The sequence below is a fragment of the Enterobacter cloacae complex sp. P1B genome (assembly GCF_014982345.1).
Classification (GTDB): Bacteria; Pseudomonadota; Gammaproteobacteria; order Enterobacterales; family Enterobacteriaceae; genus Enterobacter; species Enterobacter bugandensis.
Genome location: NZ_JADCLF010000006.1, coordinates 160,971 through 174,243 on the forward strand (window position 1 = coordinate 160,971; position 13,273 = coordinate 174,243).

Below are 13,273 nucleotides of genomic sequence, written 5' to 3' on the forward strand. Positions count from 1 at the left end.
GCAGCCTGTTTTACTTTAACAGCGTGAACAACCGTTTATGTCTACGCCGTTGTTAAACATACCCGCTAAGTTATTTAAAATTAAACAAGTTTACTCTGAAGATCTTCCTGTTGTTTACGATAATGTCCGTTCCGCTTATTAACCCTGAGTTGTCCAATGAAGACACGGTCATTATTACTGGCGCTGTTCAGCCTCAATTTAGTTACCGCCTGCAGCGCATCTCATCCGGATAAGGTTGAACAGATACATCATCTGCAGGTTCCGCTAGTTCTACCGGGAGATAAACCGCCTTCCATTCCGGCCTCGCATATTGCAGCGCTTTATCAGGAGAATAAAGTACAGATAGACAGATTATCGGCACAACTGAAATCAGAGTATTTACAGCACGCTACCGCGAAGGATATTTTTACCGAAGATAGCCCCGTTCAGCCGGTCTACGCCTCGCTGACAAAACTAGAACAGCTTGAAATGATTAATCAGCAATACCTGAAAGACAAAAACGTTACCGGCCTGCAAAAGATTAAACTTGCTCTTGATCCTTTAGTTACTTAAATACCAAAAAGCCCAACTGCTAAGCAGTCGGGCTTTTATCATTGAGAGGCTAACAACGATCAATCGTGCTGTCCAAATCGCCATGTCAGGCCTGCTGTTACGGAGCTTACGTCGCTGCTGACGCCAATCTGGTTGGCATTACCCACATTGCTTACCCATTGATATTCGAGGCGACCAGCCAAATTTTTGTTGAACGCATACTCTGTCCCCACCGCGGCAAGCGGGCGAACGCCTGTATCGAAACGATTGTGACCACTTACATCAGATTCTGCCCGATATGCCATCGCACCGGCGCGCCCATAGATATCCCAGCTGTCGGTCACGGCATAGCTGGCTTTTAAGGACATCTGCAGCCCCTGGCTTTTCATTTGTGCGCCCGCACTATGATTGCCTTTAATCTGCATATTTCCTAAATAATCGTAACCACCTTCTACTGCCAGCCAGGGTGTCATCTGATAGCCAGCGTAAACCCCGCCACCGACGTTATCATGATCGATATTATACTGGCTGGAGCCACTGTTATTATCGCTCGCTTTTGAACCGGTGCTGGCGTCAAAATAGTGTGACCAGCCGAATTTAGCCCCGCTGTACCATGTACCTGTATCCGCAGCTGCAAATGCAGTTGTGGCAGTGAATGCGTTAGCAATAATTAATGCAAAAAGTGTCTTCTTCATACAAATCCCGTTTACTCCGTTGAATAGTTTCAGTGAGCAAACGATATCGACAAACGAGAACAACGTGAAATACTTTTCTGTTTAATTTTAAATTTAGAACGACTCCGGTAAATCTCCCAATTCCATTAAATACCCGCCGCGCTTAAATGCGATATATTGACCTTGCTTAAGGGCTGATAATACGTTGAGAATACTGCTGCGTGAAAGAAGCGTACGATCCTGAATATATTCCAGAATGCTGATTCGCATACGCGCCTCTTCGGGCAATAATACCATTTCCTGCAAATAACTGCGAATCACGGAATAGGTACGTTGCTGCACGACCTGCGCATCACGATAAATGAGATACGCCGTATGATACGACAGCAAGGCCGCAACATCTTCCCAGACGCCCTGTTGACGAAATAGCGTAGCTGCTTCATCTGCATCAGCACGTAAAATGATAGACTCTCTTTCTGCACGTAAAATATGCCCCTGTGTCGGCTGAATCATCTCGGCAATGCCGAACAGATGAGGCTCAAAAACGGTCACCAGGAGCAGACCATCAGATGCCCGCAGCAAAGAAAGCTCACCCTCCTGAAAAAGATACATTTGCTGGTGGCCTTTGTGTTTCCAGGTGATCCGCTTACGCGGCACGAGCTTCACTTTTTCCGCGATCGGCTCAAGGATGGCAGTAAGACGTTCAATAGATTGTTCAGGCCGAACGGGAGGTAAAATATTCATGACATCACCTTTTAGCGTTGGGTAATAGCCATTATAGACTACAGCGGTCATGGCTCAGACAAGTATGAGGGAGAAGTGATATCAGATGGAATAGGATGAGTAAAAAGAAATTTTGTTTATTTTTGAATTTCCCCTCAGAACATTAGTGATATATAACTGATATTTATTGGCACTTGCTTAAAACCATGAAAAACCACGGAGAAAAGACCATTAAAACCTGAATAATCTTGTCTTTTAAGGAAATAGGCCGTTCCGGATTTTGCATTATATATAAATCCTGACCATTCTCATACGAGCCCATACATTCCGGTAATTAATATGAGTAAAATATATTACACATAGATTAATTTATCAGGCTGTTACCCTGATGTAACCTATGTTCGCCATCTCATGCCCCTTTCCATCATGTTATAAAATGCCATAACAGATTAAACTACAATACTGTATTACCTGAAATTAAGGCTTTTTACTACAGGAAGACAGTGTTTCGCCTGTTGTAAAATTGCGAGGCAAATTGCAACGCATACAAAGCTGTGTGACGCAGTGGCACATTAGGATATTTCATGCAGATCCAGTGAAATTATTAGGGTGCTAATATTTTCACTTAACAGATCTGAAACAGCGCTAGGATATTTTCAGCAATGAGATATATGCTTGAGCGAGAAAGAGATCAGCCTCCCAAGCGAGGATGGTATTACCAAGGTTCATTTTGTAACTTTCTGATATTTTCCTAACTCTACAGCATAACCAGATGCATGAGTCCTAACACTAAAAATATTAACATTCGGAATATTTACAGAGCAAATATCTATCAATATTTTTTGGTGAGGCAATGGCATTTTACTCCCAATGAATATGGAATCTATTGCATCATGAGAATATTTATATAACCCAGGATTTTCGGTAATTATTCTACACTCGTATTCATATTCCCAACCAGTGTGTTTAGTATGTATGGCCTGCGTATAAACATTTTTTGAAAGGTCAACCAGATCAAAAAAGTCTACGTTATACATTTCATCTTGGTAGTGAACTTGAGCAATATTAAAATTTGCCTCATTCATTTCTCTTAATGATGACAACAAATACTCTGGCTTGAATTTTATACAGAATCCCTTCATACCATCTGCGTAATGAGACCACATCATAACATTACTAACATGTGATGCATCTACATTTGGTATATCACTTGCTAAACAAAATGCACTGATATTCTGAAAGGCATTGTGAAATCTATTATATGTCGTAGATATTGCCTGCTCTATAGTTTTTTTGAAACCTTCCGGAGACTTTTCGTAATTCCTCCTGATTATTTCTGAAACTGGTTCTGAAAGAACATTTTTAGGGAGTGTATTACCCATATGCTGAAACAATCTTTCTTTATCAAGTTCTATATCTGGGCGCTTAATCAGAAACTGACCTTCGAAAGGATCATTAAAGTCAGCCAATCTTGAAAACCAAGCTTTCCCTTCAGCTAAAGCTGATAATGAGTTTATATTTAATGCTGAAAATTTATAAAAGAAAGGAAAAGGTATTCCCATTTTGTAGTCCTTGTCTCACTTACAATTTCGGACAATAGTCTCGATTCATCAACCCACGACATTATATCCTAAACTATTTGTTTAGGTGTGGGTTAACGATCACATGATGTTTGTGCTATTTATCAGATTTCAAGCAATAGCAGCCATAAAGCCCCGCTAGTGGTACAAGCAACAAGCGGAGCCGTTAGGCGACTACATCAATATTCAGAGAGATCACACCTTATCAGGGTGCTCGTGTACCTTTCGGAGCGTGAGCGAAGCGCTGGCAGAGCCTGCATATCGTGTGCAGGTACGTTTACCACTATACACCTGTTTACGCAGCCAAAAGGCCGCACATCGGGCTTAAATGCGTATGATCAATCTGTTCGGGAGTTATGCCAGGTATGCGGCTTTTTGTTCGTTGTTGTGCTGTCGCGGTAAGAACCAGGAACCACCGCCAGCGTGATGATATGCTCTCTTGTACCACAGACCAATCACGCGACAGGTGCGGGCGTAGAGCAATGGGTAGTTTAAGTTGTACCTGCTAAAGCAGGGCTACGTAACTAACTGATAAGCTATAACTTATTGATTTATCAGGAGGCTGGAGCGGGCGAAGGGAATCGAACCCTCGTATAGAGCTTGGGAAGCTCTCGTTCTACCATTGAACTACGCCCGCTTTGAGGTGCGTAAGGCATTATAGACCTTACGCACCTTCATACAAGCCTCTTCACAACTAACCGGCGATTAAATAATCACTTAGCACTTCGGTTTGCTGCCGGGCGCAGGAAGATAGCGTTGCGGATCGATGGCCGTCGCCTTATAGCGGATCTGGAAGTGCAGCTTCACCGAATCGGTACCGGTACTGCCCATGGTGGCAATCTTCTGCCCCGCCTTAACGTTCTGGCCGTTGTTAACCAGCATCGTGTCGTTATGCGCGTAGGCGGTGATGTAATCTTCGCCATGCTTAATCATGATGAGGTTACCGTAGCCGCGCAGCTGGTTCCCCACATAAACCACCTTCCCTGCCCCGGAGGCATAAACCGGCGTACCGCGCGCAGCGGCGATATCAATACCCTTGTTGCCACCTTCAGAGAGTGAGTAAGGGGCGACCACTTTACCGCTGGCAGGCCAAATCCAGCAGCGCTGTCCAACCGGCGGCCATGACGATTGCGGTACCTGATAGGACGGCGTCACTTTGGCGGTTTTGCCTTTCGATGAGGATTTTTTACCCGAGGACGAACTGCCGTTCACCTTGAGCTTTTGTCCCACTTCGATGGTGTACGGCGGAGAGATGTTATTCAGACGCGCCAGATCCTTCACGCTGGTCCCAGTTGCGCGCGAAATCCGGTACAGCGTATCCCCGCGCTTAACGGTATAGACCGCACCGGAATAGCTCCCCATATCCGACGATTTGCTTCCTGAACAGCCTGTCAGGAATAGCGTCAGCGTCAGGCAAAAGATGGCGATGATGGGGTTTCTCGTCAGGCTTCCTGCAAACAAAACAGATCCTCGGTCAGCGTGAATGGCGCACTATGATACCAGCCCGGAGAGATATGGGTCAGCCCTTTTCCGCTCCTGGAAACAAACCGTTCGTATAAGAATGCAGTATAATGCTTCGGCTGATGGTGCTGAACCACTCGGCATTTTGGCACTGGAGCATCAATGAGTATTCAAGAACACGTTATTTTGGTAAACGACCAGGGAATGGTGATTGGCACTCAGGAAAAATACGCCGCGCACACCACCCAAACCCCTCTGCATCTGGCGTTCTCATCCTGGCTATTTAACGCCGAAGGCGAGTGTCTGGTAACCCGACGCGCACTAAGTAAAAAAGCCTGGCCGGGCGTCTGGACGAATTCTGTCTGCGGTCACCCTCAATCTGGTGAACGGACGGAAGAGGCAATTATCCGTCGCTGCCGCGATGAGATTGGCGCAGAAATTACCGCGATTACGCCTGTTGCCTCAGAATTCCGCTACCGCGAAACGGATCCTTCCGGGATCGTGGAAAACGAGATTTGCCCCGTCTTCGCTGCCCGCGTCACCAGCGAACTGCGAATTAACCATGATGAAGTGATGGCATTTGAATGGGTGACGCTGGAGTCGTTATTCCGCGCGCTGGACGCCGCCCCATGGAGCTTTAGCCCGTGGATGGTGCAGGAAGCAACGGTCGCGCGAGACGCATTGAGAGCGTTCGCTGCGCAATAAAAAAGCCCCTTTCGGGGCTTTTTTAGCAACGTAACGCCTTATTTCACCGGGCGCATTGCCGGGAACAGGATCACGTCACGAATGGTGTGGCTGTTGGTGAACAGCATCACCATACGGTCGATACCAATACCCAGACCTGCGGTTGGCGGCAGGCCATGCTCCAGCGCGGTCACATAGTCTTCATCGAAGAACATCGCTTCGTCATCGCCTGCTGCTTTCGCGTCAACCTGATCCTGGAAACGCTGCGCCTGGTCTTCCGCATCGTTCAGCTCGCTAAAACCGTTGCCGATTTCACGGCCGCCGATGAAGAATTCGAAACGGTCAGTGATTTCCGGGTTCTCGTCATTACGACGCGCCAGCGGAGAGACTTCCGCCGGGTATTCGGTAATGAAGGTCGGCTGAATCAGGTGCGCTTCGGCCACTTCTTCGAAGATCTCGGTCACGATACGGCCCAGACCCCAGCTCTTCTCAACCTTGATGCCGATGCTTTCAGCGATGGCTTTCGCAGAATCGAAGTTATCCAGATCCGCCATGTTGGTTTCCGGACGGTACTTCTTGATCGCTTCGCGCATGGTCAGTTTTTCGAACGGCTTGCCGAAGTCGAAGACTTCTTCACCGTAAGGAACCTGCGTGGTGCCCAGAATGTCCTGCGCCAGGGTACGGAACAGGGATTCGGTCAGCTCGATCAGATCTTTGTAGTCTGCGTACGCCATATAGAGTTCCATCATGGTGAACTCTGGGTTATGGCGAACGGAGATACCTTCGTTACGGAAGTTACGGTTGATTTCAAACACGCGGTCGAAACCACCGACCACCAGACGCTTCAGGTACAGTTCCGGCGCGATACGCAGGTACATGTCCAGGTCCAGGGCGTTGTGATGAGTGATGAACGGACGCGCAGACGCGCCGCCAGGGATCACCTGCATCATCGGGGTTTCCACTTCCATAAAGTCGCGGTTGACCATGAACTGGCGGATACCGGCCATGATCTGGGAGCGAATTTTGAAGGTCTTGCGGGATTCATCGTTAGAGATGAGATCCAGGTAACGCTGACGATAGCGCGCTTCCTGATCCTGCAGGCCGTGGAACTTGTCCGGCAGCGGGCGGAGGGCTTTGGTCAGCAGGCGCAGCTCGGTGCAGTGGATAGACAGTTCACCGGTTTTGGTTTTAAACAGTTTACCTTTCGCGCCCAGGATATCGCCCAGGTCCCACTTTTTGAACTGCTCGTTGTAGATGCCTTCCGGCAGGTCGTCACGGGAAACGTACAGCTGAATACGGCCACCCACGTCCTGCAAGGTCACGAAGGAGGCTTTACCCATGATACGGCGGGTCATCATACGGCCTGCAACGGCCACTTCAATGTTCAGCGCTTCCAGCTCTTCGTTCTCTTTACCGTCGAAGTCAGCGTGCAGTTGGTCTGAGGTGTGGTCACGACGAAAATCGTTCGGGAACGGCACGCCCTGCTCGCGCAGCGCTGCCAGCTTCTCGCGGCGGGTTTTCAGTTCGTTGTTAAGATCGACTACCGCGTCAGCGCCCTGTGCTTGTTGTTCAGACATGTTGGTTCCTCATAACCCTGCTTTCAAACTTGCTTCGATAAATTGGTCCAGGCTGCCGTCCAGCACCGCCTGCGTGTTGCGGGTTTCAACCCCGGTACGCAGGTCTTTGATGCGGGAGTCATCAAGGACGTAAGAACGGATCTGGCTGCCCCAACCGATGTCGGACTTGTTGTCTTCCATCGCCTGTTTCTCAGCATTTTTCTTCTGCATCTCCAGCTCATAAAGCTTCGCTTTCATCTGCTTCATGGCCTGGTCTTTGTTCTTATGCTGGGAACGGTCGTTCTGGCACTGTGTTACCAGCCCGGTTGGAATGTGGGTAATACGCACCGCAGATTCCGTACGGTTAACGTGCTGACCACCCGCGCCGGACGCGCGGTAAACGTCAATACGCAGGTCCGCCGGGTTAATTTCGATATCGATATCTTCGTCAACTTCCGGGTAAACAAACGCGGAGCTGAAGGAAGTATGACGACGGCCACCGGAGTCAAACGGGCTCTTACGCACCAGGCGGTGAACGCCGGTTTCGGTACGCAGCCAGCCGTAGGCGTAGTCGCCAATGATCTTGATAGTGACGGATTTAATACCGGCCACTTCACCTTCAGACTCTTCGATAATTTCGGTTTTGAAGCCGCGCGCTTCCGCCCAACGCAGATACATACGCGTCAGCATGCTGGCCCAGTCCTGCGCTTCGGTACCGCCAGAACCTGCCTGAATATCGAGATAGCAGTCAGCGCTGTCGTATTCGCCGGAGAACATGCGACGGAATTCCAGCTGTGCCAGCTTCTCTTCCAGCCCGTCGAGTTCTGCCACGGCTTCGTTAAAGGTTTCTTCGTCGTCGGCTTCGACGGCCAGCTCCAGCAAACCGGAAACGTCTTCCAGCCCCTGGGCCATTTGATCCAACGTATCTACGATAGCTTCGAGAGAGGAACGCTCTTTACCCAGCGCCTGTGCGCGTTCAGGTTCGTTCCAGACGTCCGGCTGTTCCAGCTCGGCGTTTACTTCTTCAAGACGCTCTTTCTTGGCATCGTAGTCAAAGATACCCCCTAAGAACGTCAGAGCGCTCCGTGAGGTCCTGAATACGGTTTTTTACCGGATTAATTTCAAACATGGTCTGTTTTCTTTTATGGACTTGTCAAAATGCGGTGATAAGAGCGGGATTGTACCGAATCCACGCCCTTTTTTATAGAGATTACTGCCGCTAAATTGGCCAGATATTGTCGATGATGATCTGAAGGGTGCGGTTACCGCGAAACTCGTTGATATCCAGTTTGTACGCCAGCTCGACCTCACGCACGCCGTTGTCCGGCCAGATGGAGGTGTCAACGTTGAAGGCGATGCCGTCCAGCAGCGGTCCGCCGCCAACCGGCTCAACCATCACTTTCAGGTGACGTTCGCCGACGATACGCTGCTGCAGCAGGCGGAATCGCCCGTCGAACAGCGGTTCCGGGAACATCTGCCCCCATGGACCGGCATCGCGCAGCATCTGCGCGACCTCCATCGTCATTTCGTAGACAGACAGCTCACCGTCAGAGACCACTTCGCCCTGCAGCAGCGCCGGGTCAATCCACTCGGTGACCAGCTCGCCAAACAGGCGCTGGAACTCGTCGAACTTTGCCTCTTCCAGCGACAAGCCTGCCGCCATCGCGTGACCGCCAAACTTGATCATCAGACCCGGGTAAAGCGTATCCAGACGCTCCAGCGCATCGCGCATGTGCAGCCCCTGAATCGAACGGCCAGAGCCTTTCAGCGTGCCGTCACCCGCAGGCGCAAACGCGATCACCGGGCGGTGGAAGCGCTCTTTAATGCGCGACGCCAGAATGCCGACCACGCCCTGATGCCACTCGGGGTGGTACATTGCCAGCCCGCCCGGCAGCGTATCGCCACTGCGCTCAAGTTTTTCGCACAGGGTCAGCGCTTCGGCCTGCATCCCCTGCTCAATCTCTTTACGGGTCTGGTTCAGGGCGTCCAGCTCGTTGGCCAGCACGCGCGCTTCACCGATGTTGTCGCACAGCAGCAGCGCCACGCCGACGGACATATCGTCCAGCCTTCCGGCAGCGTTCAGACGCGGCCCGAGGGCAAAGCCCAGGTCGCTTGCCGCCAGCTTAAGCGGATCGCGGTTGGCAATCTCCAGCAGCGCCTTAATTCCGGGACGGCACTTGCCCGCGCGAATACGGCTTAAGCCCTGCCAGGTCAAAATGCGGTTATTGGCATCAAGAGGTACCACGTCCGCCACGGTGCCCAGCGCCACCAGGTCGAGGTATTCGGCCAGGTTTGGAACGGCAATGCCGCGGGATTCGAACCAGCCCTTATCGCGTAAGAGAGTACGCAACGCCAGCATCAGATAAAACGCCACGCCCACGCCGGCGAGGGATTTCGACGGGAAATCGCAGTCGCGCAGGTTGGGGTTAATAATCGCTTCTGCTGCGGGGAGCGTATCGCCGGGCAGGTGATGATCGGTGACCAGCACCGGGATCCCCAAAGCGTGAGCATGATCGACGCCCGCATGGGAGGAGATCCCGTTGTCGACGGTCATGATCATCTGCGCACCGCGGGCATGGGCCTGATCGACCACCTCCGGGCTGAGGCCATAGCCGTCTTCAAAGCGGTTCGGCACCAGATAGGTGACATTATCGCAGCCCAGCGCGCGCAGGCTGAGCACGCTCAGGGCAGTGCTGGTTGCGCCGTCGGCGTCGAAATCCCCTACAACCACAATGCGCGTTCCCTCACGCAGCGCGTTGTAGAGCATTTCGGTAGCTTTCTCGATACCGTTCAGCTGCTGCCAGGGCAGCATCCCTTTCACGCTGCGCTCAAGATCCTCTGCGCGGCGCACGCCGCGGCTGGCGTAGAGGCGCTTTAGCAGCGGCGGGAGATCGTCCGGTAAATCAACGTGTTCAACCGCCTCGCGGCGGCGCAATTTGATGGGGGCTTTCACGCGAATTATTTACCACCAAACTGTTTCTGGTGCGCGTCGAGAAACTCTTTCATCTCTTTCGGTCCCTGATAGCCCGGAACAACATAGCCGTTACTCAGGACAATCGCTGGCGTACCGCTCACACCAAACTGCACGCCCAGCGCGTAGTGGTTAGCAATGTCGATGTCGCAGGAGGCAGGCTTAACGTCTTTACCGTTCATCGCGTCATCAAACGCTTTGTTGCGGTCTTTGGCACACCAGATCGCTTTCATGTCCTGCTCTGGCTTGCTCTGTACGCCTGCGCGCGGGAAGGCCAGGTAACGCACGGTAATGCCCAGCGCGTTATAGTCTTTCATCTGTTCATGCAGCTTGTGGCAGTAGCCACAGGTGATGTCGGTGAAGACGGTAATCACATGTTTTTCCTGCGCCGCTTTATAGACGATCATCTCTTTTTCGAGCGCGTTCAGGTTTTTCATCAGCAGCTGGTTGGTGACGTTCACCGGCTGCGCGCCGCTCACGTCGTACAGCGGTCCCTGAATAAAGTGTTTGCCATCTTCGGTGACGTACAGCACGCCGCTGTTGGTCAGTACGGTTTTCATACCGGCAACCGGCGCAGGCTGGATGTCGCTACTGGTGACGCCAAGCTTAGCCAGAGACTGTTTGATGGCGGCGTCATCCGCATGGGCGAAGCCGGTAAATGAGGCTGCCAGCAGGGTGAACAGCACGAAAGACTTTTTCATAATTGATCCTGTTACAATTTGTCGGCACTCACGCACGAGGGTGGTGCTGTTGGTGTAGCTGCCGCAGGCGTTCCGTCGCGACATGGGTGTAAATTTGCGTCGTTGAAAGATCGCTGTGTCCCAGCAGCATCTGTACCACGCGTAAATCTGCGCCGTGGTTTAACAGATGCGTCGCGAAGGCGTGACGCAATACGTGCGGCGAAAGCTTTTCACTGTCGATACCCGCCAGTGTGGCGTAATGCTTGATGCGATGCCAGAACGTTTGTCGCGTCATCTGCTGCGCGCGCTGGCTCGGAAACAGGACGTCGATAGACGCGCCATTGAGCAGCCAGGGGCGGCCATGCTCAAGATACGTCTCCAGCCAGTAAACCGCCTCTTCTCCCAGCGGAACCAGCCTTTCCTTGTTTCCTTTACCGATGACGCGCACCACGCCCTGACGCAGGCTAATGTCGCTCATCGTCAGGCCAACCAGTTCCGAAACGCGCAAGCCGGTAGCATACAATAGCTCAAGCATGGCTTTATCGCGTAACTCCAGCGGCAGGTCAACAGCCGGTGACTGTAATAATCTCTCAACTTGTGCTTCGCTGAGATCTTTCGGCAGCCGCTGCGGGAGTTTCGGGGACGCCAGCAGCGCGCTGGGATCGTCTTCGCGAATCTTCTCCCGATAAAGATGCTGGAAAAGCCGACGCATGGCGCTGAGCAAGCGTGCAGAGCTGGTGGCTTTGTACCCCCCTTCTACGCGTTCAGCGAGCAGCGCCTGCAGGTCGTCGCTTTGCGCGCTCGCAAGCGATAGCTCCCGACGCGCCAGCCACTCCACCAGCATGGTGAGATCGCGCCGGTAGGCACTGAGGGTATTCTCGGCCAGATTTTTCTCCAGCCACAGCGCGTCGAGAAACTGTTCAACGAGTGCGAGATCCTTTTCCACATCAGCCCCTTTGATTTTGCAGTCAGGCCATTATGCCTGATTGCGACCGGTTTCTGGTACACTACGCGCAAAGTCATAGCAAGAATTGAGATAGTTACGCGATGAATATTGGTCTGTTCTATGGTTCCAGCACCTGCTACACCGAAATGGCTGCGGAGAAAATTCGCGACATCATTGGCCCGGAACTGGTGACGTTGCATAACCTGAAAGATGACTCGGTCGCCTTGATGGAGCAGTACGATGTGCTGATTCTGGGCATCCCAACCTGGGACTTTGGTGAGATACAGGAAGACTGGGAAGCCATCTGGGATCAGCTCGATTCAGTCAATTTCGACGGTAAAATTATTGCGATGTACGGCATGGGTGACCAGTTAGGCTACGGCGAATGGTTCCTGGACGCACTCGGCATGCTGCACGACAAGCTGGCACCAAAAGGGGCGGCGTTTATTGGCTACTGGCCAACCGAAGGGTATGAATTCACCAGTAAAAAGCCGATTATTGCCGACGGCGAGCTGTTTGTCGGGCTCGCGCTGGATGAAACCAATCAGTACGATCTCAGCGACGAGCGCCTGCAGGCCTGGTGCGAGCAGATCCTCGGCGAAATGGCAGAAAAATTCAGCTAACGCGCGTTACTCCTGCGTCGGCTGTTGCAGCAACATCCGGCGCAGATCCCGCCATTCTGATGCGTCCATACTGTCCGCCGCCAGCCACAGGTGCTGGCAACGTCCGCCCCCCACTTTGCGTAACCGTAACATCATCCCGGCGTTAAGCATCCAGGGTACACCGAGAATATCCCACTCTTTTCCCTGCCAGCGCAGGCGGGAATCCATCAGCAGCTTAATCTCGCCCTGACGCGCGTTAATGCGACGCTGGCTGCGTACGCTGTCAAAAACAACAAACGAAAGTAATAGCAGCCACAGCGGCGTATAGCTGAGCGGCCACGGCATGAGTAAAACGATGGCCGCAACCAGCCCGTGGAGCAATAAAGACATCCACTGCGAGCGCCACGAGACGCGAAGATCAGATTGCCACAGGACCACGTTCCCGATTCCGTGTTTGAATTAATTGCACCATCCGTTGCAACTCGGTGTCGGCGGGTTTGCCGTGGTTCATCAGCCAGTTGAATAAATCCGGATCGTCAGACTCAAGCAGGCGAACAAACAGACGCTTATCATCATCGCTTAAGCTGTCGTACTCATATTCGAAGAAAGGCATGATGGAAATATCAAGTTCACGCATTCCGCGTCGGCATGCCCAGTGAATACGGGCCTTGTTGTTAATATCCATGTTCAGTTTCCTGCATTACGTTTGGCACAGTCGGTACCCCGTTTTCTGTTCTTAATTTCTCTACGGGGACACCAGCTAGTGTAACGTGTTTTTGACCGTTTCATTACTGGAATATTGCGTTTGACGAGCAGGCTTCCAGAATTATCCCTACATAGACAGCGGATTACACTATTTTGCGTA

The 13,273-nt window shown here is 51.7% G+C and carries 14 protein-coding genes and 1 tRNA gene; 3 read left to right on the forward strand and 12 right to left on the reverse strand.

The window, feature by feature from the left end; all coding sequences use genetic code 11:
- The first annotated feature begins 156 nt into the window (after nt 1–156).
- A complete protein-coding gene (locus INF77_RS05405; RefSeq protein WP_045260924.1) occupies nt 157–552 on the forward strand; it encodes a hypothetical protein in 396 nt (131 codons plus the stop codon).
- A gap of 59 nt (nt 553–611) precedes the next feature.
- On the opposite strand, the gene INF77_RS05410 is transcribed toward INF77_RS05405, so the two are convergent.
- The 5 genes from INF77_RS05410 to actS form a co-directional block, all read right to left on the reverse strand.
- Nucleotides 612–1,226: an outer membrane beta-barrel protein gene (locus INF77_RS05410; protein WP_193052186.1), complete on the reverse strand. Its 615-nt coding sequence runs from the start codon at nt 1,224–1,226 to the stop codon at nt 612–614.
- A 93-nt stretch (nt 1,227–1,319) separates the two neighbouring features.
- Nucleotides 1,320–1,949, reverse strand: a complete 630-nt coding sequence (locus INF77_RS05415; RefSeq protein WP_045260926.1) for a helix-turn-helix domain-containing protein — start codon at nt 1,947–1,949, stop codon at nt 1,320–1,322.
- Between the two features lie 704 nt (nt 1,950–2,653).
- Nucleotides 2,654–3,490 carry a DUF2971 domain-containing protein gene (locus INF77_RS05420; RefSeq protein ID WP_193532061.1) on the reverse strand — a complete coding sequence of 279 codons (837 nt, stop codon included), beginning with the start codon at nt 3,488–3,490 and terminating at the stop codon, nt 2,654–2,656.
- Nucleotides 3,491–4,071: 581 nt separating this feature from the next.
- Nucleotides 4,072–4,145 (reverse strand) — tRNA-Gly (locus tag INF77_RS05425).
- 80 nt (nt 4,146–4,225) lie between these two features.
- On the reverse strand, nt 4,226–4,969 hold the full coding sequence (gene actS, locus INF77_RS05430; protein WP_193532062.1) for an amidase activator ActS: 744 nt from the start codon (nt 4,967–4,969) through the stop codon (nt 4,226–4,228).
- Between the two features lie 162 nt (nt 4,970–5,131).
- Between actS and idi the strand changes: the two genes are divergently transcribed.
- On the forward strand, nt 5,132–5,674 hold the full coding sequence (idi, locus tag INF77_RS05435) for an isopentenyl-diphosphate Delta-isomerase (protein ID WP_028014315.1): 543 nt from the start codon (nt 5,132–5,134) through the stop codon (nt 5,672–5,674).
- Nucleotides 5,675–5,712: 38 nt separating this feature from the next.
- Here idi and lysS read toward each other — a convergent pair whose 3' ends face one another.
- The 5 genes from lysS to xerD all read right to left on the reverse strand — a co-directional run bounded on the left by lysS (nt 5,713) and on the right by xerD (nt 11,806).
- Nucleotides 5,713–7,230, reverse strand: coding sequence for a lysine--tRNA ligase (gene lysS, locus INF77_RS05440; RefSeq protein ID WP_014885130.1), 1,518 nt, complete (start codon nt 7,228–7,230; stop codon nt 5,713–5,715).
- Between the two features lie 9 nt (nt 7,231–7,239).
- Nucleotides 7,240–8,338, reverse strand: a protein-coding gene (gene prfB / locus INF77_RS05445; protein WP_100170824.1) for a peptide chain release factor 2 whose coding sequence is annotated in 2 segments (ribosomal slippage) — nt 7,240–8,262 and nt 8,264–8,338 — 1,098 coding nt in all. Because the reading frame shifts where the segments join, the coding sequence is not laid out codon by codon here.
- 90 nt (nt 8,339–8,428) lie between these two features.
- Entirely contained in the window at nt 8,429–10,162 is a 1,734-nt protein-coding gene (gene recJ, locus INF77_RS05450; RefSeq protein ID WP_193532063.1) for a single-stranded-DNA-specific exonuclease RecJ, read from the reverse strand.
- Between the two features lie 5 nt (nt 10,163–10,167).
- Nucleotides 10,168–10,881: a bifunctional protein-disulfide isomerase/oxidoreductase DsbC gene (dsbC, locus tag INF77_RS05455; RefSeq protein WP_028014319.1), complete on the reverse strand. Its 714-nt coding sequence runs from the start codon at nt 10,879–10,881 to the stop codon at nt 10,168–10,170.
- Nucleotides 10,882–10,909: 28 nt separating this feature from the next.
- Nucleotides 10,910–11,806 (reverse strand): site-specific tyrosine recombinase XerD, encoded by an 897-nt coding sequence (gene xerD, locus INF77_RS05460; protein WP_028014320.1) that lies wholly within the window; start codon nt 11,804–11,806, stop codon nt 10,910–10,912.
- A gap of 101 nt (nt 11,807–11,907) precedes the next feature.
- Between xerD and fldB the strand changes: the two genes are divergently transcribed.
- On the forward strand, nt 11,908–12,429 hold the full coding sequence (fldB, locus tag INF77_RS05465; RefSeq protein ID WP_041908355.1) for a flavodoxin FldB: 522 nt from the start codon (nt 11,908–11,910) through the stop codon (nt 12,427–12,429).
- Nucleotides 12,430–12,435: 6 nt separating this feature from the next.
- On the opposite strand, the gene INF77_RS05470 is transcribed toward fldB, so the two are convergent.
- Nucleotides 12,436–12,846 carry a protein YgfX gene (locus INF77_RS05470; RefSeq protein WP_028014322.1) on the reverse strand — a complete coding sequence of 137 codons (411 nt, stop codon included), beginning with the start codon at nt 12,844–12,846 and terminating at the stop codon, nt 12,436–12,438.
- Nucleotides 12,827–13,093 (reverse strand): FAD assembly factor SdhE, encoded by a 267-nt coding sequence (gene sdhE, locus INF77_RS05475; protein WP_010435322.1) that lies wholly within the window; start codon nt 13,091–13,093, stop codon nt 12,827–12,829. Before sdhE ends, INF77_RS05470 begins: the two co-directional genes overlap by 20 nt.
- Between the last annotated feature and the right edge of the window lie 180 nt (nt 13,094–13,273).

What these genes read in the sequence shown, in the direction of transcription:
- INF77_RS05410 (WP_193052186.1), bottom strand. Translation starts at nt 1,226, where the DNA reads ATGAAGAAGACACTTTTTGCATTAATTATTGCTAACGCATTCACTGCC.
- dsbC (WP_028014319.1), bottom strand. Translation starts at nt 10,881, where the DNA reads ATGAAAAAGTCTTTCGTGCTGTTCACCCTGCTGGCAGCCTCATTTACC.
- fldB (WP_041908355.1), top strand. Translation starts at nt 11,908, where the DNA reads ATGAATATTGGTCTGTTCTATGGTTCCAGCACCTGCTACACCGAAATG.
- INF77_RS05415 (WP_045260926.1), bottom strand. Translation starts at nt 1,949, where the DNA reads ATGAATATTTTACCTCCCGTTCGGCCTGAACAATCTATTGAACGTCTT.
- lysS (WP_014885130.1), bottom strand. Translation starts at nt 7,230, where the DNA reads ATGTCTGAACAACAAGCACAGGGCGCTGACGCGGTAGTCGATCTTAAC.
- idi (WP_028014315.1), top strand. Translation starts at nt 5,132, where the DNA reads ATGAGTATTCAAGAACACGTTATTTTGGTAAACGACCAGGGAATGGTG.
- INF77_RS05405 (WP_045260924.1), top strand. Translation starts at nt 157, where the DNA reads ATGAAGACACGGTCATTATTACTGGCGCTGTTCAGCCTCAATTTAGTT.
- sdhE (WP_010435322.1), bottom strand. Translation starts at nt 13,093, where the DNA reads ATGGATATTAACAACAAGGCCCGTATTCACTGGGCATGCCGACGCGGA.
- INF77_RS05420 (WP_193532061.1), bottom strand. Translation starts at nt 3,490, where the DNA reads ATGGGAATACCTTTTCCTTTCTTTTATAAATTTTCAGCATTAAATATA.